The sequence below is a fragment of the Sphaerisporangium aureirubrum genome (assembly GCF_042658925.1).
GTDB lineage: Bacteria > Actinomycetota > Actinomycetes > Streptosporangiales > Streptosporangiaceae > Sphaerisporangium > Sphaerisporangium aureirubrum.
Genome location: NZ_JBHSRF010000002.1, coordinates 63,969 through 89,388 on the forward strand (window position 1 = coordinate 63,969; position 25,420 = coordinate 89,388).

The 25,420-nt window shown below is 68.9% G+C and carries 21 protein-coding genes; 10 read left to right on the forward strand and 11 right to left on the reverse strand.

The window, feature by feature from the left end; translation table 11 throughout:
* Positions 1-20: 20 nt before the first annotated feature.
* The 4 genes from ACFP1K_RS01755 (at position 21) to ACFP1K_RS01770 (ending at position 4,554) form a co-directional block, all read left to right on the forward strand.
* Positions 21-1,229, forward strand: coding sequence for a sensor histidine kinase (locus tag ACFP1K_RS01755; RefSeq protein WP_380746346.1), 1,209 nt, complete (start codon positions 21-23; stop codon positions 1,227-1,229).
* 14 nt (positions 1,230-1,243) lie between these two features.
* A complete protein-coding gene (locus ACFP1K_RS01760) occupies positions 1,244-1,903 on the forward strand; it encodes a response regulator (RefSeq protein ID WP_380746348.1) in 660 nt (219 codons plus the stop codon).
* A gap of 250 nt (positions 1,904-2,153) precedes the next feature.
* Positions 2,154-3,809: a M28 family peptidase gene (locus tag ACFP1K_RS01765; RefSeq protein WP_380746349.1), complete on the forward strand. Its 1,656-nt coding sequence runs from the start codon at positions 2,154-2,156 to the stop codon at positions 3,807-3,809.
* Positions 3,810-4,074: 265 nt separating this feature from the next.
* Entirely contained in the window at positions 4,075-4,554 is a 480-nt protein-coding gene (locus tag ACFP1K_RS01770) for a hypothetical protein (RefSeq protein ID WP_380746350.1), read from the forward strand.
* A gap of 49 nt (positions 4,555-4,603) precedes the next feature.
* Here the strand turns inward: ACFP1K_RS01770 and ACFP1K_RS01775 are convergent, their stop codons facing one another.
* The 5 genes from ACFP1K_RS01775 to ACFP1K_RS01795 form a co-directional block, all read right to left on the reverse strand.
* Entirely contained in the window at positions 4,604-5,815 is a 1,212-nt protein-coding gene (locus ACFP1K_RS01775) for a fumarylacetoacetate hydrolase family protein (protein ID WP_380746351.1), read from the reverse strand.
* A complete protein-coding gene (locus ACFP1K_RS01780; RefSeq protein ID WP_380746352.1) occupies positions 5,812-6,993 on the reverse strand; it encodes a mandelate racemase/muconate lactonizing enzyme family protein in 1,182 nt (393 codons plus the stop codon). The genes ACFP1K_RS01775 and ACFP1K_RS01780 overlap by 4 nt, the downstream gene beginning before the upstream one ends.
* Positions 6,994-7,001: 8 nt before the next feature.
* Positions 7,002-7,832: a carbohydrate ABC transporter permease gene (locus ACFP1K_RS01785; RefSeq protein ID WP_380746353.1), complete on the reverse strand. Its 831-nt coding sequence runs from the start codon at positions 7,830-7,832 to the stop codon at positions 7,002-7,004.
* Positions 7,832-8,776, reverse strand: a complete 945-nt coding sequence (locus ACFP1K_RS01790) for a carbohydrate ABC transporter permease (protein WP_380746355.1) — start codon at positions 8,774-8,776, stop codon at positions 7,832-7,834. Before ACFP1K_RS01790 ends, ACFP1K_RS01785 begins: the two co-directional genes overlap by 1 nt.
* A gap of 62 nt (positions 8,777-8,838) precedes the next feature.
* Positions 8,839-9,978, reverse strand: a complete 1,140-nt coding sequence (locus tag ACFP1K_RS01795; protein ID WP_380746357.1) for an ABC transporter substrate-binding protein — start codon at positions 9,976-9,978, stop codon at positions 8,839-8,841.
* Between the two features lie 270 nt (positions 9,979-10,248).
* On the opposite strand from ACFP1K_RS01795, the gene ACFP1K_RS01800 reads away from it, so the two are divergent.
* Positions 10,249-11,025 carry an IclR family transcriptional regulator gene (locus tag ACFP1K_RS01800; protein ID WP_380746359.1) on the forward strand — a complete coding sequence of 259 codons (777 nt, stop codon included), beginning with the start codon at positions 10,249-10,251 and terminating at the stop codon, positions 11,023-11,025.
* Between the two features lie 125 nt (positions 11,026-11,150).
* On the opposite strand, the gene ACFP1K_RS01805 is transcribed toward ACFP1K_RS01800, so the two are convergent.
* The 6 genes from ACFP1K_RS01805 to ACFP1K_RS01830 all read right to left on the reverse strand — a co-directional run bounded on the left by ACFP1K_RS01805 (position 11,151) and on the right by ACFP1K_RS01830 (position 21,984).
* Complete coding sequence (locus tag ACFP1K_RS01805; RefSeq protein WP_380746361.1) at positions 11,151-12,590, reverse strand: alpha/beta hydrolase-fold protein; 1,440 nt, start codon at positions 12,588-12,590, stop codon at positions 11,151-11,153.
* Between the two features lie 385 nt (positions 12,591-12,975).
* Complete coding sequence (locus ACFP1K_RS01810) at positions 12,976-16,134, reverse strand: ATP-binding protein (protein ID WP_380746363.1); 3,159 nt, start codon at positions 16,132-16,134, stop codon at positions 12,976-12,978.
* Positions 16,135-16,136: 2 nt separating this feature from the next.
* The gene (locus tag ACFP1K_RS01815; RefSeq protein WP_380746365.1) at positions 16,137-16,763 is read right to left on the reverse strand and encodes a hypothetical protein; all 627 of its coding nucleotides are present in this window, start codon (positions 16,761-16,763) and stop codon (positions 16,137-16,139) included.
* Entirely contained in the window at positions 16,712-17,749 is a 1,038-nt protein-coding gene (locus ACFP1K_RS01820; RefSeq protein ID WP_380746724.1) for an endonuclease domain-containing protein, read from the reverse strand. The genes ACFP1K_RS01815 and ACFP1K_RS01820 overlap by 52 nt, the downstream gene beginning before the upstream one ends.
* Positions 17,750-18,504: 755 nt before the next feature.
* Positions 18,505-19,236: a DUF7873 family protein gene (locus ACFP1K_RS01825; protein ID WP_380746367.1), complete on the reverse strand. Its 732-nt coding sequence runs from the start codon at positions 19,234-19,236 to the stop codon at positions 18,505-18,507.
* Between the two features lie 60 nt (positions 19,237-19,296).
* Positions 19,297-21,984 (reverse strand): helix-turn-helix transcriptional regulator, encoded by a 2,688-nt coding sequence (locus tag ACFP1K_RS01830; RefSeq protein WP_380746369.1) that lies wholly within the window; start codon positions 21,982-21,984, stop codon positions 19,297-19,299.
* Positions 21,985-22,136: 152 nt separating this feature from the next.
* On the opposite strand from ACFP1K_RS01830, the gene ACFP1K_RS01835 reads away from it, so the two are divergent.
* From ACFP1K_RS01835 to ACFP1K_RS01855, 5 genes are read left to right on the forward strand one after another with little or no spacing between them, the layout of a single operon-like run.
* Positions 22,137-22,673: a dihydrofolate reductase family protein gene (locus ACFP1K_RS01835; RefSeq protein ID WP_380746371.1), complete on the forward strand. Its 537-nt coding sequence runs from the start codon at positions 22,137-22,139 to the stop codon at positions 22,671-22,673.
* 27 nt (positions 22,674-22,700) lie between these two features.
* Positions 22,701-24,197 carry a DUF6298 domain-containing protein gene (locus tag ACFP1K_RS01840; protein WP_380746373.1) on the forward strand — a complete coding sequence of 499 codons (1,497 nt, stop codon included), beginning with the start codon at positions 22,701-22,703 and terminating at the stop codon, positions 24,195-24,197.
* Between the two features lie 5 nt (positions 24,198-24,202).
* On the forward strand, positions 24,203-24,667 hold the full coding sequence (locus tag ACFP1K_RS01845; protein ID WP_380746375.1) for a pyridoxamine 5'-phosphate oxidase family protein: 465 nt from the start codon (positions 24,203-24,205) through the stop codon (positions 24,665-24,667).
* An 8-nt stretch (positions 24,668-24,675) separates the two neighbouring features.
* The gene (locus ACFP1K_RS01850; protein WP_380746377.1) at positions 24,676-24,807 is read left to right on the forward strand and encodes a hypothetical protein; all 132 of its coding nucleotides are present in this window, start codon (positions 24,676-24,678) and stop codon (positions 24,805-24,807) included.
* Complete coding sequence (locus ACFP1K_RS01855) at positions 24,804-25,418, forward strand: dihydrofolate reductase family protein (protein WP_380746379.1); 615 nt, start codon at positions 24,804-24,806, stop codon at positions 25,416-25,418. Before ACFP1K_RS01850 ends, ACFP1K_RS01855 begins: the two co-directional genes overlap by 4 nt.
* The last annotated feature ends 2 nt before the right edge of the window (positions 25,419-25,420 follow it).

The window sequence follows — 25,420 nt, forward strand, 5'->3', positions numbered from 1 at the left end:
CACGAGGCTCCGGGGTGAGCGTGACGACGCCTGCGGGTCCCGCCTCGCTCGCCCGGCGGCTGTCCACGGCGCACCCGTCGCTGCTCGACGGCACGCTGGCCGTGGCGCTGGTCGCCGGGACCTGGCTGTGGGAGGCGTGGGAGCCGGGCAAGGGCCGTCCCACCGACGCCCTGTCGCTGACGCTGATCGCGCTGGTGAACGCGCCGCTGGCGCTGCGCAGGCGGGCGCCGTTCGCCGTGCTGGCCGTCTCGGCCGGGGCGTCGCTGACCTACCACACGCTGGGCTACCACCTGGGGCTCAACAGCATCGGCCCCCTGCTGGCCCTGTACTCCGTGGCCGTGTACGGCTCACGGACGGCCTGCGTGGCCGGGACGGCGCTGGTGGTCGCCGAGTGGACGCACGCCTCGGCGCACCAGCCCGGCGTCGCGCTGTGGTCGGCCCTCGGCCAGTCGGTCATCGTGGCCGCCTGCGCGGTCGGGAGCGGCACCAGCGTGCGGCTGCTGGGCGAGCGCGGCAGGCAACTGGCCGGTCTGGCCGAGCAACTGGCCAGGGAGCGGGACGCGGCCGCCCGCCAGGCGGTCACCCGCGAGCGGGTGCGCATCGCCCGCGAGCTGCACGACGTCGTCGCCCACCACATGTCGGTCATCTCCGTGCAGGCCGGGCTCGGCCGTTACGTCGCCCTGTCCGACCCGGCCACCGCGCACGCCACGCTCGGCGTCATCGCCGACACCAGCCACGAGGCGCTGACCGAGATGCGGCGCCTGCTGCCGATCCTTCGCATCGAGGGCAACGACGAGGACGAGGAGCTCTACTCGACGATGCCCGGCCTGCGCGGCCTCGACCCGCTGGTCGAGCGGATGCGGGCGGCGGGGCTGGCCGTCCGGGTGGACGTCCGGGGGCGGGCCCGGCCGCTGCCTCCGGGGCTGGACCTGTGCGCCTACCGCGTCGTCCAGGAGTCGCTGACCAACGTCCTCAAGCACGCCGGCCCCGCCGGCGTGGACATCGGCCTGACCTACGCGCCGGACGCGCTGACGCTGCGCGTCACCGACGACGGCGCGGGCCAGGTCCTCATCCCCCGTCCCGGCGGGCACGGGTTGATCGGCATGACCGAACGTGTCAGGCTCTACCGGGGAACGATCACCGCCGGCCCTCTCCCGCACGGCGGATTCGAGGTCCTGGTGACCTTCCCGCTCTCCCCTTCCGAGGAGGGCGAACGGTCGCCGGACTGACCCGAGGCGGAGAGATGATCAAGGTCCTGGTCGTGGACGACCAAGTGCTCATCCGGGCCGGCCTGGCCGCGTTGCTGCGCGCCTCGGGGCTGGAGGTGGTGGGCGAGGCCGCCGACGGCGAGCAGGCCGTCCGCCTGGCGGCCGACCTCGGACCGGACGTGATCCTCATGGACATCCGCATGCCCGGCGTGAACGGCATCGCCGCCACCGAGCGCATCCTGTCCGCCGCCACGGGCCCGCCGCCCAAAGTGCTCATCCTGACCACGTTCGACCTGGACGAGTACGTCTACAACGCACTGCGCCTCGGCGCCAGCGGCTTCCTGCTCAAGGACACCCCTCCCGAGCGCCTGATCGCCGCGATCCACACCGTCGCGTCGGGCGACGTCCTGCTGGCCCCGGCCGTGACCAGACGCCTGATCGAGGCCTTCGTCCCCCCGCCCGCCCCCGGCCCTCCCACTCCCGCCCTCGACGCGCTGACCGCCCGCGAGACCGAGGTGCTGCGCCAGGTCGGCCACGGACTGTCCAACAAGGAGATCGCCGAGCGGCTGTCGGTGAGCGAGGGCACCGTCAAGACCCATCTCAACCGCCTGATGGCCAAACTGGGCCTGAACAGCCGTGCCCAGGTGGTCGTGCTGTCCTACGACTGCGGCCTGGTCAAGCCCGCCTCCCACTGAGGGAGCCATGGCGGCGAGGCTCGCCGGCCGGGTCCCGGGGGCCACGGACCTATCGTGATTTTCGGTACATCTACGGATGTTGCTACGTATATACGGCGCCGTCCGGTGGCCCTACCGTCCGGCGTGTGAGCATTCATTTCTCCACACCCCCCAGTCCCACATCATCGCGCCGTCCCGCGACCCGCGACGGCGCGCTGAGCGCTGCCCGCGTACAGGGCGCAAGCGCGGGATGCCGAGAAAGGAAGCGCGCATGAGGCGCACAGCCGTCCTCGCAGCGACCGTCGCCATGGCCCTGACGGGCCTGCTCGCGTCCGCGACACCCGCGATCGCGCAGCCGCCGGGAAGCACCAGGGACGACACGTCCCGCGGCGCGCCCCGGAGCGCATCCCTCACCGCCCTGGCGCCGCCCGACGTCAGCCTGACGAACATCAAGGCCCATCTGAACCAGCTCCAGAGCATCGCCAACTCCAACGGCGGCACCCGCAGGTCGACCACCGCCGGCTACACCGCGTCGGTCTCCTACGTCGAGCAGAGACTGCAGGCCGCCGGCTACACCACCCGGCGCGGGACCTGCACGCCGGGGTGCACGAGCGGAGCCGGGCCCAACCTGATCGCCGACTGGCCGGGCGGGGACGAGAACCAGGTCATCATGGCCGGCGCCCACCTGGACAGCGTCTCGGCCGGTCCCGGCATCAACGACAACGGCTCGGGGTCGTCGATGCTGCTGGAGGTCGCGCTGACCCTGGCCGCGCAGAACCCGGCGATGACCAAGCACGTGCGGTTCGGCTGGTGGAGCGACGAGGAGCAGGGGCTTCTCGGCTCCCGCGCCTACGTCAGCTCGCTCAGCTCCGCCGACCGCACAAAGATCAAGCAGTACCTCAACTTCGACATGGTCGGCTCCGTCAACGGCGGCTACTTCATCAACAACATCACCACCACGGCCGCCGCCGACCTGCGCGCGTTCTACACCAACCTCGGCCTGGCACCGGAGGAGAACACCGAGGGCGCCAACCGCTCCGACGACGCCTCCTTCCGCAACGCGGGCATCGCCACCTCCGGCGTCGCGGCCGGCGCCAGCGCCACCAAGACCTCGGCCCAGGCCACCAAGTGGGGCGGCACGGCGGGACGGGCGTACGACCCCTGCTACCACCGGTCGTGCGACACCACGGCCAACATCAGCGACGCCCACCTGGACCGGTCGGGCGACGCCCTGGCGTACGCGATCTGGACCCAGGCCGTGGGCACCCCCAACAGCAGGGACTTCTCGATCGGCGCCAGCCCCGCGTCGGGCTCCGCCCAGGCGGGCCAGTCGGCCACGACCACGATCAGCACCACGACGACGTCGGGCACCGCCCAGACGGTGAGCCTCAGCGCGACGTCCGGCGTCCCGAGCGGCGCCACGGCGACCTTCAGCCCGTCCTCGGTGACCTCGGGCGGCTCCTCGACGCTCACCCTCTCCACCTCGGCGTCGACGCCGCCCGGCACCTACGCGGTCACCGTCACCGGCACCGGTGAGACCACGTCCCACGCCACGACCTGGACCCTGACGGTCACCGGCACCGGCGGCAACCGCACCTTCACCAACGACACCAACTACACGATCAACGACCTGTCCACCATCAACAGCCCCGTCACCTCCACCGCGACCGGCAGCGCCGTCTCCCCCGTCCAGGTGAGCGTGACCATCTCCCACACCTGCGCCGAGGACCTGCGCATCCGCCTGCGCGGCCCGAACGGCACGTACTACACCATCGACAGCAGCGGCGGCTCGTCCTGCACCTCCTACGGCACCCGCACCTACTCCGTCCCGGTCAGCCAGCAGGCCTCCGGGACCTGGACCCTCCAGGTGACCGACGACTACTTCATCGACACCGGCTTCCTCGACTCCTGGACCATCACCGTCTGAGCGACCCCGGGCAGGCCCGGGAACGCCCCGTCAGAAGATCTCTGGCGGGGCGTTCCCGGCGGCGGCACGGCGCCGCCCGCGTGATCTTTCATTCCGCCGCCGGCCGCGGTTCCGCGTACAAGACCAGGCCCGCGCGCCGCGCGCTCATTTCCGTCATGGCCGGCCGAGCGTTTCGGCCCGGCGAAACAACGGCCACGTTGACGCTCGCCGGAGGGTGTGGCCTGATTCCCTGTGAATGGAGTCGCAGCCGCAGGAGAGGGTCGCCATGGTTACCGATGGATTGGTCCGGCGAGTACTGGCGCTCGGTTCGGCACTCGTCACGAGCTGCGCGTTGCTCGTGGTGGCCACACAACAACCCGCCGCCGCCGCCACCGTCACGGTGCGGGGCACGATCGACTGCACCAACAACAACTACTACGGGGACACCAGGGACTGGTACGCGTACGAGGCCTCGGGAGTCACCTCGCCCTCGGGTACGTCGGTGACACGAAGCTCCATGACCGCGATCCCGGCCACGCACGCGTGGCAGTTCGACCTGACGGTGCCGAGCACTGACACGTCCGTGGGGGTCTCCGCCCTGTGCAGCAGCGGCCATCAGTACGGCGACTTCGGCTGGACGGGCGGGTGGACGAGCATCCCCGCGGGAACCACCACCGTGACCGCCGCATGGGGCTGCTACACCGCCCCCGTCTACCCCGGCCCGTGGGTCACCAACTGCACTCTGCAGTCGGTCTCCTACAGCTGAGCGCGCGTCGTCACCCGGTCGTCCCGGGTGACGACGGTACTCCCGGGTCTCACAGCAGCCCTCTCCTCGCGAGATTTCCCATGAGGTCGCGGACCCCGAAATCCCAGGGTGCGCAGTCCTCGGCGTGCCGGACGCGGTTGACCAGGGTGCCGAGCGCGGAGGAACCGATCCGCACGACGTCGCCGGCCTTGTGCGTGAACCCCTCGCCCGGGTGGTCGCGGTCCTGGATGGGCGCGAACATCGTGCCGAGCATCAGGACCGCGCCGTCCGGATACTGATGGTGCGGGCCGATCAGTTGCCGCACCAGCGCTTCCGGGTCGCGTGACATCCGCGCCATCTCCGAGACCGCCTCGAGGCGGAAGCCGTCCACGCCTTCGATGTCCAGGCGCACCGAGAGACCGCGTACCCGTTCCAGGTCGAACCCCTCGTCGAAGAGCCGGACGAGGGGGCCGAGCGCGCACGACGCGTTGTTGTCCTTCGCCCTCCCCAGCAGGAGCGCGGACCGGCCCTCGACATCCCGGAGGTTCACGTCGTTGCCGAGGGTCGCCCCCACGATCCGGCCGCTCGACTGGACGACGAGCGCCACCTCGGGCTCCGGGTTGTTCCAGGTCGAGACGGCGAGCACCCCGACGGGCACCGCGGTTCCCACGGCGGAGAGGATCTGACCCTTGGTGAAGATCTCGGCATCCGGGCCGATCCCGACCTCCAGATACTGGCTCCAGACGCCCTCGGCGACGAGCAGGTCCTTCAGCCGCGCCGCCTCCTCGGAGCCCGGCGACAGGTCGTGAAGGTCGGCGCCGAGGCCGGCGACCATCCGCGCGCGGATGTCCGCCGCGAGTGCCATGTCGCCGCGGGCCTGCTCCTCGATGACGCGCTCGATCATCGAGACGGCGAAGGTCACCCCGGCGGCCTTGAGCGCCTGGAGGTCGACCGGTGCGAGGAGCCAGGGCCGGGTACGGTCCCGGTCCGCGGCGCCGGTGTTGGCCAGCACGTCCCGGAAGGCGCCGGCACGCGGGCCGTCGAGCCCGGCGACCACGGCGGCGGGTTCCGGCAGCTCGCAGATGTCGCGGACCGTCGGGAACTCCGCGCTGAGGTCGATGACCTCCCCGTCGCGGACGACCACGGGTGACGGCCCTCCGGCGAGGGGATCCCAGATCCGGCCGATCAGGACACTGTCCGCGGCGTCGTCCGGCAGGGCTTCGGCGGCCGTCCCGAACCAGCCGGCCCCGGCGGCGAGCTCATCGGGCGACGGCCGGATCATTCGCCGTCTCCCAGATTGAAGTAGGACCGCTCGTCCGCGGGCCGGACGTCGAAGACGGTGTCCCGGAACATCCGCAGCGGGTGGGGTGTGAAGGGATACCGCGCGATCGCGTCGAGGTCGAGCTCGATGCCGAGACCTGCTCCGGTCGGGATGACGACGTCTCCCTCCTTCGTCAGTACGAGTCTCTCGTTGGTGATCTCCGGGCGCCAAGGGACGTCGGTGGCCATGATCTCCAGGTACCGGAAGTTGGGCAGGGCGGCCCCGAGCTGCAGCGTCGCCGCGGTGCTCAGCGGCCCGCTGGGATTGTGCGGCGCGAAACCGACGTAGCCGGTCGCGGCGAGCGTCGAGATGAAGGCCAGCTCGGCGATGCCGCCGGCGTGCGTCACGTCGGGCTGGACGAAGTCGACCGCCTGACGGGCGAGCGCCGGCGCGAAACCCTGCCGTCCGAACCATCGTTCCCCGGCGGCGATGGGCACCGGCGACGCCCGGCGGATGTCGACGAGGGCGTCGAGGTTGTCCGGGGGGCACGGCTCCTCGAACCACACCGGTTCGAACTGCGCGATCTCCCGCGCGACCTTGATGGCGTGGTTGACGTCGAACCGGCCGTGGCCCTCGATGAACAGCTCGACGTCGCGCCCGACGGCGGAGCGGACGGCGTCGATCTGCGCGACCACGCGGTCCAGCTGCCCGGAGGTGATCGTGAGGTCGTAGTTCTCGAAGGGATCCCACTTGAGGCCGCGAAAGCCGCTGTCGACGGTCCTCCTCGCGGCGGCCGCGTAGTCCTCGGCCGTGACGGCTCCCGAGAACCAGCCGTTGGCGTAGGCACGAACCCGGTCGCGGGTGGCACCGCCGAGCAGCCGGGAGACCGGGACGCCGAGCTCTCGTGCCGAGATGTCCCACAGCGCCATCTCCAGCGAGCTCAGCGCGGTCATGATGACCGGGCCGCCCCGCCAGTACCAGTCTCTCCCCAGCTCGTACAGGGTGCCGGATATACGGGTGGGATCCATCCCGGTCACGGCTTCGGCCATTTCGGCGATGGCGCCGAGGACCGCGCGTTCCTTGCCCTCCAGCGTCGCTTCGCCGAGCCCGACGATTCCTTCGTCCGTCGAGACACGGACGATCACCAGGTTGGTGCGGTAGAAGTCGACGACGAAGGTGTCGACCGACGTGATCTTCATGCTCCAGATCAGCCCTTCACGGCGCCGGCGGTCATGCCGGCCACCACGTGCTTCTGCGCGAACAGATAGAAGACGACGGCGGGCAGCGTGAACATGAAGGCCACCGCCATGACCGTCTGGATCGGCGTGCCGAGCTCACCGATGAAGTTGGCGATGCCGACCGACGCCGGCTGCATCCCGGGGGTGAAGATGAACGTCACGGCGAACACGTACTCGTTCCAGGCGTGGAAGAACGCGATGACGGCCGTGGCGGCGAGCGACGGAGCGATCAGCGGCATGTTGATGCGGGTCAGCACGGTGAGCGGCCGTGCTCCGTCGACCCGCGCCGACTCCTCCAGCTCGCGAGGCAGGCCGTCGATCGCGCCCTTGAGGATGAGGGCGACGATCGGCAGGACGAACGCGGAGTTGACCAGGATGAGGCCGCTGAGGGAGTCGAGGAGGTCGAATCGCCGGAAGAGCGCGAAGAGCGGCACCACCATGAGAGCCTCGGGAAGCATCTGCGTGAACAGCAGCACGACGGTCACGACGACCTTGCCCCGGAACGAGAACCGCGAGAGCGCGTAGCCGAGCGGGATGCCGAGGCCGATCGAGAGGACTGTCGTGCCGACCGCGATCACCAGGCTGTTGAGCAGCCAGGTCGTCGCCTTGCCTTCGGCCAGCGCGTCGATGAAGACCCCGAACTGCGAGAGGTCGGGCACGAGCCGGGCCTTCTGGGCGAAGAGGTCCGAGTTGCTCGACAGCGCGGTGACGAACATCCAGTACAACGGGAAGACCGCGATCCCGAGCACGACGAGGACGGCGGTGATCCGCAGGGTCAGACCGATGCGGGGCAGTCTCATCAGCGAGCCTCCCTTTCGACGGCACGGGCGACGAACCGGCTGCCGGCGATGACGATGAGCGAGATGACGACGCCGACCATGCCGATCGCCGCCGCCGAGCCGAGCTGCTTGGAGTCGAAGGCCTGTGAGTAGAGGTCGATGACCAGCGTCTCGGTCGCGCCGACCGGTCCCCCCTTCGTCATGAGCCAGATGAGCTCGAATCGCCGCAGCGACCAGATGGTCATGAGGAGGGCGAGCAGGCCGACGGTCGGCTTGATGGCCTGCCAGGTGACGGCCCGGAACGTCCACCACCTCCCCGCCCCGTCCATCGTCGCGGCCTCGGTGAGGTGCTGGGGCACGGTCTGCAGCGCGGACAGCAGCACCACGGAGGTGAACGGGAACAGCTGCCAGATGGTCGTCGCGAGGACCGCCGGGAGGGCGTACCGCGGGCTGTCGAGGATGGCACCACCCGGGACGCCGAGGCCGACCGTCTCCAGGAGCCGGTTCACGATCCCGTAATCCGGGTTGAGCATCCACATCGCGATGAGCGCGACCGCGATGCCCGGCGCCGCCCACGGAATGGTCACGAGCGCGCGCGCCACCCCCCGGCCGCGGAAGCCCTTGTTCAGGAGCAGGGCGACCGCGAGCCCGGTTCCCACGGCGCCGGCCACGCATATGACGACGTAGACGAGGGTGATGAGGAGGGTATGGCGGAAGTCCTCGTCACCGAAGATGCGGGTGAAATTGTCGAACCCCACCCAGGTGCTGCGTGTGGGGTTCAGCAGCGACGTCCGCGTGAAGCTCAGGAAGATCTCCTGCGCGAGCGGAACGACCTGGAACACCAGGATGAAGAGGGCTGCGGGGGCCAGGAAGAAGTACGGGGTCCATTTGCTTCCCAGCGGGCTGCCTCGACGCCGGCTCCCGGATCGAGGCCCTGCGCTCTGCTGTTGTTCCAGCACGGTCATCGAGTTCGGTCCTTCGAGTAGTGCGCCGCCGGCGGGAGGTTCCCGCCGGCGGCGTCATCCGGTCAACCGGTCAGTTCGGTCGCCTGTTGCTGGGCGCGGTCCAGCGCGGCCTTGAGTTCGACCGTGCCCTGGAGGGCCGCGACGACGTTCTGCACGACGATCTTGCGGATGTCCGGCGTCTTCGCCTCGAACCCCTGGACGATCTGCGGCAGGCTCGTCTCGGTGAGGCCGTCGAAGACGGTGAGGAAGGGCGTCTTCTCGAGCTGCTCGGGGCTTCGCTGGGTGACGGTCGCCACGCTGCTGGCGCCGAGGATCCCCTGCAGCTTGGCCTGGTTGGCCGGCTCGAGCGCCCACCGGATGAAGGTGGCCGCCGCCTCCTTCGCCGGGCTCGCCTCGTTGATGACGATGGGGGCGAGGATCGCGCCCTGCTTGCGGACCGGGAACGGGATGGGTGCGACGCTGAAGTTCAGATCGGCGTTCTGACCGCGGGTCGCCGTCACGTAGCCGCCGTTGTTGAGCTCCATGCCGACCTTGCCCTCGGCGAACATGCGGCGGAACGTCGCCGCGTCCGCGCCACGCGGGATCACCTTGGCGTCGTACAGGTCCTTGTACGCCTGCAGGCCCTTGAGGTTCTCGGGCGAGTTGATCGTCAGCTTCTGCCCGTCCGACCACGCGCCGCCGAAGCCGTAAACGTAGTTGAAGATGTCCTGCCACACACCGGCTTCCTCGGCCTCCGTCTGACGGAACGCCAGGCCGTAGGTGTCGCCCTTGGTCAGCGACTTGGCGGTGTCGACGAACTCCTCGTAGCTTGTCGGGGGCTTGGAGATCAGATCGGCGTTGTAGAACATCGCGTAGTTCGACGCCTCGAAGATGATCCCGTGACGCGTGCCGTCGTGGACCATGAACTGGTCCGGCTGCTTGAGCAGGTCGTACTTGCCGACGTCGATCAGGTCGTCCAGCGGTGCGATGAGACCGGCCTCCGAGGCGGACTCGAACTCCGGCATGTCGAAGCGGATCAAGTCGGGCCCTTTACCACTGCCCATCTGGGTCAGGATGGTCTGCCCGAAGGTCGGGTACGGCACCGCCGCGGGGGAGACCTGCACCGCGGTCTGGCTCTTGTTGAACTCCTCGAGCCACTTTGTGAGCAGCGGCCCGCGGCCTGGATCGCCGAGGGTCGACGCGGCGAACGTCAGCTTGGTCACACCGCCTCCGGATCCGTCTCCGGATCCACCGTCGGAGCCACAGCCGGTCAAGAGGGCGACGGCCATACCTGTGACGGCCGCCGCCGCCACCACGCCGCGGCGAACACGTTGCAGCCTCAATTGTTACTCCCGAGTAGTAACCGGTTACTTCCCCGAAACCTATGGGCGAATTGCAACGATCGTAGCGACATGTGCAACGATGTCAAGTGGTTGTTGCGCACGTCATAGGGGATATTGCATAATACGCAACACCCAAAGGAGGATGATGAGTTGGCGCAATCGATCCAGCGTGCGATCAACCTGATCCGGCTGGCGGCGGAACATCCGCTGACACTCACGGAAGCCTCGGACGTGCTCGGCGTCCACAAATCCACCGCCCTCCGGATCCTCCAGACGCTGGAGGCCGCGCGATTCGTCCGCAAGACCGGGGCGGGGACATATGTGTTCGGCAGCGGGCTCATCGAACTGTCGGAACTGGCGCTCGGCTCCATGGACCTGCGTCAGTTCGCGTCCGCGCACCTGCGCCGGCTCCAGCGGCAGACGGGCCACACCGTGCACCTCGCACAGCTGACCGGCGACGAGATCGTCTACGTCGACAAGGTGGACAGCCCCGCGTTCGACGCGGTGAAGCTGCCCTCCCGGATCGGCCGTGCCGTCTCGATCTACGCGAGCGCCGTGGGCAAACTGATCCTGGCCCACCTCTCCCAGGAGGAACGCGATCGCCTGCTCTCGCACGTCACCTTCGAGCGGTACACCGACACGACCTTCACCGACCGCGACTCCCTCGACGCCGAGCTCGCCCGCGTCGCCGAGCGTGGCTGGGCCATCGACGACGGCGAGCACGACGCCTACGTCATGTGCGTCGCCGCACCGGTCAGGGATTCGCGTGGGCAGGTCATCGCGGCCGTATCCCTCACCGCGATCGAGGTGATCGCCAGCCTGGACCAGCTGAAGGAGAAGCTTCCCCTCCTGCTGGAGACCTCGGCACTGATCTCGCAGGAACTCGGATACACACCCGAGCCCTTGGCCGTGCCACCGGCGGGCTGAGACCCGGCACCCCGCGCCCTCCTGCGGCACCCGCCGGGGTCTCAGCCGCGGACGGGCACCTAGCCGTGGCGCCTCCGGATGGGAGGTGCCACGGCAAGGGCCCACCGGGCCGGGCAGGGACGGGATCAGCCGGCGTCCACCTGCGCGCTCCGCGATGCGTTGAACAGTTTGTCGCCCTGGTAGCGGGCGCTCACGGGACCGTCGAGAAGAGCGCCGTCGACGGCCTTCTTGAAGGTGGCGACACCATTCTTGACCGGCGCGGATCCGAGGTAGGCGTCACCCGCGTAGAACTCCACCTTGCCCTTCGGCGCGGCGACGCCGGCGGTAACGGCACCCACCGTCGCGGTCGCGGTGAGCTTGACCTTGTGCGACTTCCCGGCGGGCTCGGCGTCGACGTCCAGGCCCGTCGTGGTCGTGCGGAACGCGAGGTTCCGCAGGTAGAAGTTCAGCAGGGGACGCCAGACATGCCACGTGTGGACGCCGTCGACGTTGTGCTCGGTGACGTCGACACCGGCGTCCCGGAGAGCGGCGGCCCGCAGCTGCGAGTTCTGGGCGATGTTGCCCAGGCGGTCCTGGAGGCCGGTGCCGATGTAGATGCCGCCGGGCACCGCCTTCAGCCGGTCGATCTGCGCCTGCGAGGCCGCCGGTCCGCCCGAGCTCCAAGCGGCGTGGTAGGCGAACAGGTCGGTGTTGTCGTACATGATGGTGAAGGCGCGGCTCCCGCCCGCCGAGAACCCGGCGAACGCGCGGTCCTGCGAACGGGTGGAGACTCGGTAGTTCTGCTCCACGAACGGGATGACGTTGTTCCGCAGTTCGTCGGCGTAACCCTGGTTGCCACCGGGCAGGCCGTTGAAGTCGGTCGACACCACGACCATCGGCTGCGCCGCACCGTCCCGGATCGCGTTCTCCAGAATGTGGTGCGCCACACCCTGCATCGTCCACGCCGTCGAATGGTCACCGGAACCATGGCTCAGATACAGGGTCGGGTACGGCGTGGCCCGGTTCGGGTCGTAGCCGTGCGGCGTGTAGACGACGATGTCGTGCACACCGGCCGGGTTGGCCGACAGCGGCGACGGATACCGCCGCGCCTCCAGCTTGCCGAGCTTGGCGGGACCGACCGGCGCCTGGTAGCCGGTGTCGTAGGTGGGGAACTTCTTGCTGACCGGTACGTACACCCGGCTACGCACCGCACCCGGAGCGCCCGGATACGGCGGCGGCACCTCCCACCGGTTGACCGGGTCGTCGTACAGAGCGCAGCCCGTGGCCACCGGGCTCGCGCAGTCGTGCGTGAAGGCGTAGCGGAACGTGCCGGCGGGCAGCGGGACCGTGGTCTCCCACACCCCGTCCGCACCCTTCACCATGGGAAGAATGCGCCACGGAGTCGCCTGGATGTCGCCCGGCTGCCACTCCGAGGGGGGACGGCCGTCGCCGCAGTCGTTGCACAGGACGTTCTCCGGCCGGGAGAAGAACCAGTCGCCGTAGACATGAACGGCGTTGACCCCGGCGGGCGCCTGGTACCGGAACTTCACCGCGTACCCGGTCGGCGGGGCATCGGTCCTGACCACGACCGGCCCCAGGGGGGCGGCCGGAGCCGCCGACGCCGGAGCCGCTAACGCTCCGGTCGTGACACCGGCCGCGACCGTCAGGCAGGCGAGGACCGACCTCAGCCGTCTGCTCCATTGGAATCTCGACGAACGACGGGGATACGCCACGGGCATGCTGCTTCCCTCCAGGGGACGAGAGCCGGCCGAAGTTTCGGTCCGACCGTTGTTGGAGTTGCAACGATCGTAGAAACATATGCAACGATGTCAATAGACAATTGCATATCACGTCTACATCGTTGCACCATATGCAACAACCGGCGGACCGAACAGGCCGCACGCGGGAGGGACGGGTACGGCGATCACCGAGGTCGACCACGCTCCGGGCGAGCGCGGCCGGCCCGCGAGCTCATCGGTTCGCTCGGGCGATGACCTCCTCGGTCGTCAGCGGCGCCCTGGGGTGATGGGTCAGGCACAGAGGTGTACGCACCTTCGTGAAGCTCCCGCCCTCAGGTGCGACGTAGAACTGCCCGCTGCGCAGCGAACCGATGTCGTCGGCACTGCCGCCCTTGACGCGGGCCATCGCCTTGGCGGCCTCGATCTGCACATCCGCGTTGAGCAGGCCGTAGAACTGGGTCGCGGCGTTGCCCGGGATCCGGTTGTGCAGGCCCTTCGGCGCCTGCGTCGCGAACACCAGCCCGAGCCCGTATTTCCGTGCCTGGGAAGCCAACGCGAGTGTGCTCTGCGTGCACGCGGTCATGGCCCCCGAGGGGGCGAAGGTCTGCGCTTCGTCCATGACGAAGAGCCCACCGAGGGGCAGGTCACCGGCGGGGTTCTTCTTGATCCAGGCGAACAGCGCCATCTGCAACTGGTTCACGAAGGACTGCCGCTCGGAGTCACTCTGCAGCCCCACGAAGCTGATGACCGAAACCCGAGCCCGCTTTCCCGCGGCCGGAGTGAGAAGCCGCCCCGGATCGACCGGCTCCCCCTCCCCGCCGAACAGCGGATCGGTCACCACAGCAGCCCGGAGCACCTGGGCGAGCCCATCCGCGATCTTCGCCGCGCCGCTGATCTGACTGACGTCCTCGGGAAAGTCCGCGAGCAGATTGATCAGCCCGTCGAGGCCGCCCCTCTTGTACTTCCCGAAGTGGACGACCGCCTCCATGAGCACCGCCCGAGCGACCTGGGCCTTGCTGCTAGTACCTTCCGCCTTCGCCCGCGGGGTGAGTGCCGCCATGGCGGCATGGACGGCTTCGTTGAACTCGTCGACATCGTCCCGGACGCTGGAGAAGTCAGGCAAAGGCTGGAATGCCAGCGGACGCCCCTTCTCCCTGCGCGGTGTCCAGACCACGACATCGGTGTCCGCGATGTACCGAGCCGCCCGGCCCCCATCACCGGGCCCCCACGCGGAAGGCTCCTCCGGCCACGCGTCACCGAGCCGGGCGAGGTCGTTGTTCGGGTCGAGCACGATCGAGGACACCCCCTGAAGGGCGCACTCCTCGATGATCCGCCTGATCAGAACGGTCTTCCCCGAGCCCGATCCCGCGAAGATCGCAACGTGCTTACGCAGCGCCTCCAACTCGACCGAGACCCGATACCCGCGATCGTACGAACGCCCCACGACCAACGACGGCACCCCGACCGCCCGGTGTCCCGGAGAGTGGTTCGAGGTACCGGGCTCACGAGCCGGCAGAGTCCTCGCCTGCGCGGGCGGCCCCTCAGGCTCTTCTGGGACCTGCGGCTCCCGCGGAGCGGCCGGGTCCGGCCAATCATCCAGGGCGTCCTTGAAGAGCTTGAGGTCGGCGGTGGGTTTCCTGCTGGCGATCCACTGGTCGAGGTGCGGGAGGCTCTCCGCGAAGAGATCCCGCAGGGCGCACAGCACTTTGAGATCCTCTTCGCCGGCCGCGATCACCCGTCCGCCCCTGGCGTGGAACCCGGCGACCGCTTCGCGGGTCACCGGCCCGGAGTTCCACGGAATGTTCCGGATGATGATCAACCGGCGCTTGGGACTCTCCTCCGCGAGACCGGCTTTGAGCACCGCCTTTCGAAGCCGGGTCAACGCCGCGAGATGGTGCTTGGCGGCGATCCCGCGGAACGCCCAGTGGATCTCGTCCTCGGTCGCCTCGTTCAGGACTTGCTTGAGACCCGCGTGAAGAGACGTCTTCTGGCCCATCGGCGGGTCGACCCGGTAGCGCACGGACGTCTCGCGCCGCTCCACGATCCAGGCCCGCAGGCCCGCCGAGATCAGGCCGGGAAGAACCGTGTCCTCCAGCTCGGCATCCAGCGCTCCACTGACGTCCGCCGAATCCGCCAGCATCGCGAACTTGGTGTCGATCCCCTGAAGCTCTTCCTCGCAGGAGTCACGCCCTCCGACTCGACCGATCGCGGTCGAGGAGGCATCGAGGCTGTCCAGCTCGGTGATCTCGCCCTGGAGCAGACACTTCTGGATGTGCCTGGACAGACATTCCAGGACCTCACGCGGAGTGTAGAAGGGAGCCTGCGCGAAGGCCTCCGGCTTGATCGGCCACGTTGGATATGGCCGGTCGAATCCGATGTCCTTGAAGTGCTCCGCGAGTCGCATGGTGACGAGCTCCGCCCCAACCTCGGGAGTCGGAATGCGCCGAAGGTACGTGGCCTTCTGGAAGCGGTCCTTGAAGCTCTCGACAGCCAGTTGCTCAAGCAGCGTCCACGTCTCCGGCAGGCAGGACAGAACCGTCAGGGTTCTACTGGTCACCTCACGAAGGTTGGTCAGCCCGTGAGCGAACCGAAGAACCGCCGAGGCCGCCGATCTGTTGAGGCTGCCCTCGGCATAGAGGCCGCTCTGCGCGATGAACGCGTCGAGTTGGTCGAAGGCCATGACACTCGGGCCGGCCAACGCAAGCAACTGCGAGATGTCATGGACGATCTCCTGCGGAGATTTGTGAACCTTCCGGAAGCCCCAGCTCAGGCGGGAGCTTTCGTCGTCCTCGATCGAGCAGATGTAGGACTCTCCGAGGTCCGCCAGCGCGTGATGACCGGCCCCGAGAAGCACCAGAGCCCGAGCGACGTCCTGTGATTCCCTTCCCACCCTGCGATCGATTCTGTACAGCGCCTCGATGAACAGATCGAGATCTTCGCGGGTGACCATCTGATTACCGATGATCGCCTGCTGGCTTTTTCGAGGGAGCGGCATCAGGCCCGTCAGATTGCGAAGAAATCGTTTGAGCTGGGTCTCCTCATCCGTGCCCACCCGAGCAAGCCCGTCCTGGATGGACACGACGGCGCTCTCCCAGAAGTTGCGGGCATCGAGAACGCTCATGAGGAAGAAGTAACCGTCGCGCTGGATGACCTGCTCACGAAGCCAGCTCATCAGGTGCGTCTTCCCGCTTCCGGCGCCCCCTTCAAGGACCACCCCGACCGGGCTGGTCACAGGAGAGCCGGCGGCGGCGTCCAGTCCCGAGCTGAGAGCGGAGGAAGCCGCCGGGTGCATCTCGCGGACATGGAACGGAACCGGCTGCCACACATCCCCACTGGCGTTGACGGTCGAGAAGATCTTGAGACTCTCCAGCGCATACCATTCGGTAACCATCGTCACGCTCCGACGCGGAACTGATGGTTGGGCTTGCTGCCGATGATGATCGCGGCAGCGTGGTCTTCGGGCTTCAGGTCCCCCAAGATCGCAACGGGCACGATGTCCACACGCCCCGCCAGCAGCATGGTGCGCAGAACGTCGTCCTGGAGATCCCGGTCGATGTCCGTCAAAAGGGTTCGCAGCCTGGTCATCGAGGCCCACCGGCCGGCGCCAGGCGTGATCTTCGCATAGGCCTCGCGAATCCGTCCTTCCACTTCCTCCGGCGACACCGTCGCGACCGGTGTCCGAACGGGTTCCTCGACGACGGGGATCGTTGCTTTGGGCGCCAATAGGGACCGCAGATACAGAAGAGCCAGCGCTTTGCCCGAACGGGACGTCACTGGGACTCCCTTGCCTACTTCCTCGATCGCGCGATCTTCACCAGCCGGCGTGATCGTGTACCACAGAGCTCGTCTGGCTCTGGTCTCCGACTCGATCAACTTGGCGTCGATGAGACCCACACGGTTCTTGGCATCGAGCTCCACGCCCCATTCATCCTTCAGGTTCCCGTGGGCCAACGCGGTTCCAAGCTCCCTCAACACAAGCAATGCCGCGACCTGCCGGTACGTGAGTCTTTCTTCGGACACCAGCCTGCTCCTTCGCTCATTCCGAGGCGTCGCGCCCGGAGGAACTCATCGATGTGGCGCAAAACCCCGCGCAGGTCACCCATCACCTGCTGGTTGGTGAATCGCAAAACCGTGAACCCGTCACGTTCCAGGTGCCGGTCACGAATCCGGTCACGCTCCATGTGAGCCGACGTCTCGTGCTCCGGCCCGTCGAATTCCACGACACACTTCTCCCGGACCCACATGAGATCCGTGCGAATCATGACGAACAACGGATCCTTGGACTGGTACATCTGATTCCAGCTCCGGCCATGAGCCCAGTCGCACCCCGCCAGAGCCGCCTCCATCGCCTGCTCCACCACACTCCCCGCGTGCGGCCTTCCCGCGACGGGCGGCACCCCCACCGTCGCGGTGAGCGGCGGCGCCGTCATCTCTCCGGCCAACCTCCTGACCGCCGCGGGCACCTCCAGATGGAGGGTCTCGACGCGGCGCAGCTCAGGGCCCACGAGCCAGATCCCCATGCCACTCCGGTGCGCCAACCACTCACATCCGGCGACCAGGACCGTCTCTCCGTGGGAGGTCAGCTTCTCCGGCACATAGATCACCAGCGCCGCCGACGCGCGGCCGAACGTGGAAGCGATGACCCGGGCCAGGCCGGCCGCCCGCACCTCCGCCGGAAACGATCGCCCCTCCGGACCACTCCGCCCGAAGACCAATGGACCGCGGTGCCGGATGGCCCGCTCGGCAAGGTCCGCCAGAAACGGCCCGAAATGACGAGTGCTCGCCGCCAGCCGCCCGGCAAGGACCCTCGCCGCCGCCACTCCGCCACCACCGGGCCCGGAGAGCCTCTCCCCCTCGGGCAACCACCCCGGAAAAAGCCCAATGGCCAGTATTTCCAGATCGCCGAGGATGGCCTCCACCAACTCCGAGACCGAATCCCCCTCACCCGCGGCGTAGGTGATGACAGCGGGCCCGGTCTCAGGCAAGGGATCCAACAACAATTCCATCACATTGGCGTCAATACCAGAGTCGACTCCAGCAAGCCGGAGCACCCTCCCGACCGGAAGCTCGCCCCACGACAATGGCACACCGGCTCCCTCTGAACACCTCCGAAACGTGACTTTGCGAAGGGTATAGGGCACGTGAGGTGACGAGCAGGAACTCCAGAGATATCGTCCGTTTCGGAGGTTACAAAAACATCCAAACGGTTATCCTGGCAAGTCTTCACATCACCATTCATGTCACAGCGAGCGAGCCGGGATGCGTAACCGGGGAAAGCTCAGGCGCCGAAGTGCTCGTGCTCGCGGGTCTTGAACTCCGCCTGGGCCACGTCGAGCTGGGGTCACACCGGCAACGGGGCGCTCCGGAGCCTCCGGGAACGGAGCGACCCCCGGGAAATGCCCTAAATCCCGGGGGTCTGTGAGCCGTCACATCGTGGTGCCGGCGGCGTTTAAGGGTGGAGGTCAGACATTACGATGTCGCGCTTTGCCATTAAGCCATGGGCCCGTGTGGAGGGCCCAGCGGGGGTCGAACCCGCATCTCAACGATCACTGCCTTCACCCGGTTGATCCGACACTCGACGGCGATGCTGAGTCTGGAGCGAGAGCCTGAACTTGACCGGCTGCCTCTGCCATCTGGGCTACCCCGGCACGAGTACCGGGAGGAGGGCTCGAACCTCCGCTTGGGCCGTTGATCAGTCTGAGCTTCATTCTCAGCTTGCGCTCCTTGCGCACCCCGGCACCAGGGCCGGGGGGTCTGGGGGTTACGCCAGCAGGTAGGCGAACACCGCGTCACCGATCTGCTGATCGGTGACCTGGGTGCCGTTGGCCTCCTCGCGGGCGTACTTCACCGCGTCCTGGAGCTTGCCGACGCGGGCGAGCAGCTCGTTGACGCGGCGCTGCGGCAGGGCGCCGGAGAACGCGACCTTCGTCCAGTAGCCGACCACGACGTCCTCGGTGAACACCTGCACCTGCGCCGGGTGCTTGTCGGTCGCCTCCGCGAGGACGTGGTTGCGGGGCACCTTCTTGGTCCGGGTCGTCTTCACCGGCTCGGTACGCCAGGTGTCGGTGTTCTCGTCCAGCGCCCAGGCCTCCGACGGGTCCAGGGTCGGCAGCTTGGAGATCAGCGTGTGCAGATCGACGAGCTGCTTCTCCAGGAACAGCAGGTACGTCACCGGGACGGACGGCAGCAGAACGGCACCGTCGACCTTGACGTCCGCGGTCGCCGAGCAGTTCGCGACGTCCTTGGTCGCGGTGACGTCGAACAGCCGGGTAAGGGCCCCCGCGACTTCCTTGAGGACCTGTTCGGCCTGCACCTGGACCCGGGTCGACTCCGGCGGAAGCTGCTCACCCTCGTCGTCGATCGGCTGATACGTACGGGAGATGCCGGACAGTAGCGGCGTCTTCTGAATACGGTGGTAAGCGTCGGTCACCTTACGCTGGACGTCACTCTTGACGCCCTTCTCGACAGCGAGGATCTGGTTCAGCTTCGTCACTCTCTGAGCGTAGGGCCGACCGTGACGCGTCACACCTGAATATCGGCCCTCGCCGACATGTCATGAGAAAAGTGATCGGATCCGGCCGAAGGACGCGGCTGCGGCGAGTTCGGTGCGGTTGGCGACGCCAAGCTTGGCGTAGACGTTGGAGAGGTGGGTCTTGACGGTGCTGCGGCTCATGAAAAGCCGTGCTCCGATCCGCGGGTTGGTGAGGCCGGCGGCGGCCAGCCGTGCCACGCTCAGCTCGGTCGGGGTGAGGCTGTCCCAACCGGCGGCCGGCCGGTCGCGGGCACCCCGGCTACGGCGGACATAGGCGACCGCGTCGTCGAGGGACAGCTCGGCGCCCGCCGCCCATGCCGTCGCGAACTCTTCACCAAGCCGCTGCCTGAGCCGGGCGAGTAGTTCGTCGTACTCACGGCGTTCCGCCACAGGCCGGGGATATTCCAGGGCCGCGCGTGCCGTGGTGCTCGCGGCCAGCGTCCGCACCGCGTTCGGCGGGGCCAGCGAGGCGGCGATCGCGTCCAGGCTGTCCACCCAGAACGTGCGCAGTCCGTGGGCGACGCGAATGGCCAGCGCCTCCTGGTGCAGGTCGGGATCACCGGTGAGACGGGCCTGTTGCTGCAGCACGTCCGCGAGGACGCGTGGCATGCCGAGCTTGCGTGCGATGACCGCCGCCCGGTCGAGCTCGGCGCGGGCGTCTTCGGACCGGCCGGCGCGCCGTAGGGCCTCTCCGTAGCCGGCGTGCACCTGCGCCGCGAGGTAGGTCGGCGCGACGTGCTCGGCCTGACGCACGTCGTGCTCGAACCAGCGCAGCGCCCCGTCGAGATCACCGCTCGCCACCAGCACGTGGGCGAGTGCCGACCCCACGCCGGGCACGAAGACGGCCGCTTCGGCGTTGTCCATGAGCGGCAGCAGGGGCCGCATCGCCTCCAGTGCCGCGCTCACGTCCCCGGACGCGGTGTGCGCCGCGGCCAGGGCGGCGCGTGCCATGCCGACGCGCAAGTAGTCGCCGAGCGGCTCGGCGAGTTCGAGCGACTGCTCGGCCAGGCGGCGGGCCTCGGCCGGCCGGCCGCTCACGAGCGCTCCTCCCGACAGGTACGCCAGCGTGGTCGACGCTATGCCGCGGTGACGGTGGCGCAGGCCGCCGAGTGCGGCTTCCAGCAGCGGGCGGGCCTCGTCGTGCCGGTCCTGCAACTGTCTGATCATGCCCTGCAGCGCCAGCTGAGCATGCCTGAACAACTCGTCGCCCGCGAGGTCGGCGGAGCGGATCCCCTCGACGGTCAGGTCCCAGGCGGCGCCGAAGTCGGTGTAGAACCGGCCGACCGCGGCCAGCGAAAGGCACTGGCCGCGCAGGCTCTCGTCACCGTGCGCGACGGCCAGCTCCAGGGCCTGCTGTGCCACGTCGTACTCCATGCCCAGCGGGCTCGTGGTATCCGCGACCAGCGCCAACCCGGCGAGCAACCGCGCCTGCAGCAGCGATCGGTCCGCCGGCACGCGGTCGATCGCTCGGCGCAGGAACGCGATGCCCTCGTGCCCGCGCCGGTCCAGATGCCACAACCACGACAGTTCAGCGGCGAGGCGGCGTCCCCTGCCGGGATCGGCGGCGGCCAGCCCCAGCTCCAGGGCGGCGCGCAGGTTGTCGTACTCACCCTCGAGCCGGGCCCGCCAGGCGTCGAGATCGGCGGCCCGCTCGGGCCCGCCGGCGGCGAAGGCGAGGAAGTGGCCGAGATGACGGTCGCGGACGAGGTGGACCTCTCCGGCCTCACGCAACCGATCAGCGGCGTAGTCGCGAATGCTCTCCAGCAGCAGGAAACGGGACACGCCGCCGCGTGCCTCCGCGACCACCAGCGACTTGTCCACCAGCCGGCCGATGCTGCCCAGCACGTCGTCGCGAGCGACAACCCCGCCCGCACAGACCGCCCGTACGGCGTCCAGATCGAACCCGGAGGGAAACACCGCCAGGCGGCGAAACACCGCCCGGTCCGGCTCGTCGAGCAGGTCGTGGCTCCAGGCGATGGACGCCGCCAGAGTCTGTTGCCGCGCGGCGACACCGCGGGGGCTGCGGACGAGCAGGCCGAACCGGTCGTCCAGGCCGTGCTCGATCTGTTGCGGGGTGAGCGAGCCCAGCCACGCGGCCGCGAGCTCGATGGCCAGCGGGATGCCGTCGAGCCTGGAACACATCACCCGCGCGGCGGCCTCGCCCGCCCGGTCCAGGCCGAACTGCTGCCGGACCTGGCGGCCCCGTTCGACGAACAGCTCCAACGCCTCGTCCGGCGCCAGCGACGGCACCCGCCAGACCACCTCGCCCGGCACGGCAAGCGGCTCGCGGCTGGTGACGAGCACCGACAGCTCCGGGCACGACGACAGCAGCGCGCCGGTCAGCTCGGCGGCACCGTCGACGACGTGCTCGCAGTTGTCCAGGCAGAGCAGCGCGCGGCGGCCGCGCAGCTGCGCCTTCATCGACCGTACGGGGCCCTGGACAGGTTCGACGAGCACGCCGAGCCTCGCCGCGACCAGCTCGGCGAGCTGCGCCTGGTCGCCGACGGCCGCCAGCTCGATCCACCAGACGCCGTCCGGCCGGCGCGGGGCCTCGGCGGCGGCGATCTGTGCGGCGAGCCGGGTCTTACCGACGCCGCCGGGGCCGGTCAGTGTGACCAGCCGCCCGGTGGCCAGCAGCGCGCGCACCGTGGCCAGCTCGGACCGCCTGCCCACGAAGGTGGCGAGCTGGACGGGCAGGTCAGGGGGCATTACGGGCGTCATGGCAGGGCTCAGTCTGCCATCCAAGCGTCGAAAACGGCCACCGGAGAGTCCTGGCCTCGGCCACTTGGCCGATGTTCCGCCCGGCCCCCGAAGGCAGGCTTGCCGCGAACAGCCGAATCCGAGCACCAGGGAGCGACGTGATGGGATCCGTCATCGCCAGCATGTCCATGTCTCTCGACGGCTTCGTCGCCGGTCCGAACGACGAGGTGGATCACCTGTTCGCCTGGTACGACGCGGGGCGGGCCGGCGATGAGGTGTTCCCGCCCGGCGCGCTGGGCTCGCTGGTCTGTGGCCGCAGGCTGTTCGAGCTGACCAACGCGTGGGGTGGCAGGCACCCGATGGGCGTGCACGTCTTCGTCGTCACCCACAGCGTGCCGGACGCCTGGCCGCGCGAGGACAGGCCGTTCACGTTCGTCACCGACGGTGTGGCCAGTGCGGTGCGGCAGGCCAAGGATCTCGCCGGCAGACGCGATATCGCGATCGCCACCCCTGCCATCACCCAGCAGTGTCTCGACCTGGGACTGGTCGACATGCTCGCGGTGGACCTCGTGCCCGTCCTGCTGGGACAGGGCATCCCGCTCCTCGCCGGGCTCGCCAGGGCGCCGGTCGAGCTGGGCACCCCGGCGGTCGTCGAGGGCAGGGGCGTCACGCACCTGCGCTATCCGGTCCACCACTGACACAGCTACGACTCGAAAGGACACATAATGTCGGAGATATCGACATACCGGGATCGGATGCCCGGCCCGCTGGAGATATCCGCGGACAACCCGCGTTACTTCACCGAACGTTCGGGCGGCCGGGCGGTGTATCTCACCGGTTCGCACATCTGGAACAACTTCCACGACGGCATGGGGCCCGGCGCGACCGCACCAGCCGAGCCCGAGAAGATGGACTACAGCGCCTACCTGGACTTCCTCGCCGCCCGCGGGCACAACTTCATCCGGCTGTGGCGCTGGGAACAGTTCCAGTCGCAGGCCGCGGGCGGCGCGTACCACCTGAACATGAGCCCGCAGCCATGGCCGCGCACGGGACAGGGAACGGCCAAGGACGGCGACGCGAAGTTCGACCTGTCCCGGTTCGACCCGGCTTATTTCCAGCGGCTCCACGAGCGGGTCACCGCGGCCGGCGAACGCGGCATGTACGTGGCCGTGATGCTGTTCGACGGCTGGGCGCTGCACCTCAGCCCGGCGCCCGACAGCGTCGAGGGCCATCCCTTCCACGGCGGCAACAACATCAACGGCATCGCGATCACCTCGATCCTCGACCACCAGGTCCTGCCGCTCGACCCCGCCGTACAGGCCCTGCAGGAACGCTACATCCGGCAGGTCGTCGACACCCTGCACGACCTGCCCAACGTCCTGTACGAAGTCTCCAACGAGTCGAGCGGAGGCGGCGCCGTCAGCCCGGAGATGGCCGACGTGCTCGGCGTGCCGCTGGAGACCGAGTGGGGTGACTCGACCGGCTGGCAGTACTGGGTGATCGAGTTCGTCCGGCAGTACCAGCGGCGGCAGGGATACGACCCGCGCCCGATCGGCATGACCATGCAGTTCCCGGTGGCCGACCAGACTCTGGTCAACGCGCCCCTGTTCGACGGGCCCGCCGACTGGATCTCGCCTGGCTACGATGACGAGATCTTCCGCGAGGGCGGTCACCCGTCGGCCCCGGGCGGCTCGCCGTCGCGGTGGCTGGACAGCCCGCCGCCCGCCGACGGCCGGAAGGTGCTGCTCAGCGACACCGACCACTTCGCCCCCGGCCAGGGCGACGCTCTCTGGGTGTGGAAGGCGTTCCTGCGCGGCCACAACCCGATCTTGATGGACTACGGCCTCATCGACGGTGTCCCGTCCTCACCCGACGCCTTCGAACCGGCCCGCCAGGCGATGGGCGACACCCGGCGCTTCGCCGAGCGGATCGACCTCAACGGCATGCCCCCTCGCGGCGACCTCAGCTCCACCGGCTACGCGCTCGCACACCCCGGCAAGGAGTACCTCATCCTGCAGCCGGACGGGACCGGCGACGTGTTCACCGCCGAGCTGCCGGCCGGCGGCTACACAGCCGACTGGTACGCCATCGACGAGCGGACATCCCTGGCCGACGACAAGGTCACGGTGCCGAGCGACGGCCTGGTCGAGTTCACCGTCCCGGCCACGATCCACGGCCCGGCCGTGCTGCATCTGACGGCCACCACCATCCGAGACCGGTGACCGGCATGTGGGACCTGGTTCCCCGGCTGCTCGCCGGCAACCGTTACCTGGTGCTCGCCACCGCCGATCGCCAAGGGCGGCCGTGGGCCACCCCCGTCTTCTTCGCCGCCGGTGACGAGGACCACCTCTTCTGGGTGTCGGCACCGGACAGCAGGCATTCCCGTAACATCGCCGAACGCCCGGACGTGGCCATCACGGTCTTCGACTCCCACGCACCCATAGGTGGCGCCGAAGCGCTCTACCTGGAGGCGACCGCCGGCCCCGCCGGCGATCCCGCCGCGGCGCTGACCGTGCTCAACGCCCGCGTCCCCCCAGGCAAGGAACTCAGCGGCGACGACCTCGCGCCGTCCGGCCCCCTGCTGGCCTACCGCGCCGACATACGACGGCATTTCATCCTGATCCGGGGAGGAGACGCGCGCTTCGACAACGTCACCGACGCACGGCTGCGCGTCACACGCCCTCAGGAGTGACCCCCATCATGACCGCGGACACCCCACGGGCAAGGAGACCCGCCGTAGATGAGCCCATCCACCCGATCATCACCTCACTCGCCGGCCACATGAACGACACGAACGGCAGCGGCTCGACCGACCCCCAGGAGCAGGCATGACCCGCATCATCGCCGACATCTCGCTCTCCCTCGACGGCTTCGTCACCGGATCCGATCCCGGCCCGGACAACGGCCTGGGCATCGGCGGCGAGGCCCTGCACACCTGGGCGTTCTCCGACGACCCCGATGACCGCCGGATCCTGCGCGAGGCGACCGCCCGCTCCGGCGCCGTCATCCTCGGCCGGCGGCTCTTCGACGTGATCGACGGGCCGAAAGGCTGGAACGACGACTCCGGCTACGGTGCCCGCGAGGTCGGCAAGCCCGCGTTCGTCGTCGTGACGAACTCGCCACCGAAGTCGGTACGGCTCACCGGCCTCGACTGGACGTTCGTCACCACCGGCCTGCCCGACGCGGTCGCCGCCGCCCGCGAGCGCGCCGAAGCGGCATCGGCACAGCGCGGCCAGGACCTCGACGTCGTCCTGATGGGCGGCGGCGCCACCATCGCCTCCGCCATCGACGCCGGGCTGGTCGACACGCTGACGCTGCACCTCGCGCCCGTCGTCCTAGGCGCCGGGACCCCGCTGTTCACCGGCGCGACGCCGCGCACGCTGGTGCAGCGGAGCGTGACCCCGACATCGACCGCGACCCACCTGACCTACGACATCCTCTGACG

Bases quoted from the DNA above. Each gene is read 5' to 3' on its own strand.
- ACFP1K_RS01760 (WP_380746348.1), top strand. From the start codon at position 1,244: ATGATCAAGGTCCTGGTCGTGGACGACCAAGTGCTCATCCGGGCCGGC.
- ACFP1K_RS01765 (WP_380746349.1), top strand. From the start codon at position 2,154: ATGAGGCGCACAGCCGTCCTCGCAGCGACCGTCGCCATGGCCCTGACG.
- ACFP1K_RS01770 (WP_380746350.1), top strand. From the start codon at position 4,075: ATGGTTACCGATGGATTGGTCCGGCGAGTACTGGCGCTCGGTTCGGCA.
- ACFP1K_RS01775 (WP_380746351.1), bottom strand. From the start codon at position 5,815: ATGATCCGGCCGTCGCCCGATGAGCTCGCCGCCGGGGCCGGCTGGTTC.
- ACFP1K_RS01780 (WP_380746352.1), bottom strand. From the start codon at position 6,993: ATGAAGATCACGTCGGTCGACACCTTCGTCGTCGACTTCTACCGCACC.
- ACFP1K_RS01785 (WP_380746353.1), bottom strand. From the start codon at position 7,832: ATGAGACTGCCCCGCATCGGTCTGACCCTGCGGATCACCGCCGTCCTC.
- ACFP1K_RS01790 (WP_380746355.1), bottom strand. From the start codon at position 8,776: ATGACCGTGCTGGAACAACAGCAGAGCGCAGGGCCTCGATCCGGGAGC.
- ACFP1K_RS01810 (WP_380746363.1), bottom strand. From the start codon at position 16,134: ATGGTTACCGAATGGTATGCGCTGGAGAGTCTCAAGATCTTCTCGACC.
- ACFP1K_RS01820 (WP_380746724.1), bottom strand. From the start codon at position 17,749: ATGGAATTGTTGTTGGATCCCTTGCCTGAGACCGGGCCCGCTGTCATC.
- ACFP1K_RS01830 (WP_380746369.1), bottom strand. From the start codon at position 21,984: ATGCCCCCTGACCTGCCCGTCCAGCTCGCCACCTTCGTGGGCAGGCGG.
- ACFP1K_RS01835 (WP_380746371.1), top strand. From the start codon at position 22,137: ATGGGATCCGTCATCGCCAGCATGTCCATGTCTCTCGACGGCTTCGTC.
- ACFP1K_RS01840 (WP_380746373.1), top strand. From the start codon at position 22,701: ATGTCGGAGATATCGACATACCGGGATCGGATGCCCGGCCCGCTGGAG.
- ACFP1K_RS01845 (WP_380746375.1), top strand. From the start codon at position 24,203: ATGTGGGACCTGGTTCCCCGGCTGCTCGCCGGCAACCGTTACCTGGTG.
- ACFP1K_RS01850 (WP_380746377.1), top strand. From the start codon at position 24,676: ATGACCGCGGACACCCCACGGGCAAGGAGACCCGCCGTAGATGAGCCC.
- ACFP1K_RS01855 (WP_380746379.1), top strand. From the start codon at position 24,804: ATGACCCGCATCATCGCCGACATCTCGCTCTCCCTCGACGGCTTCGTC.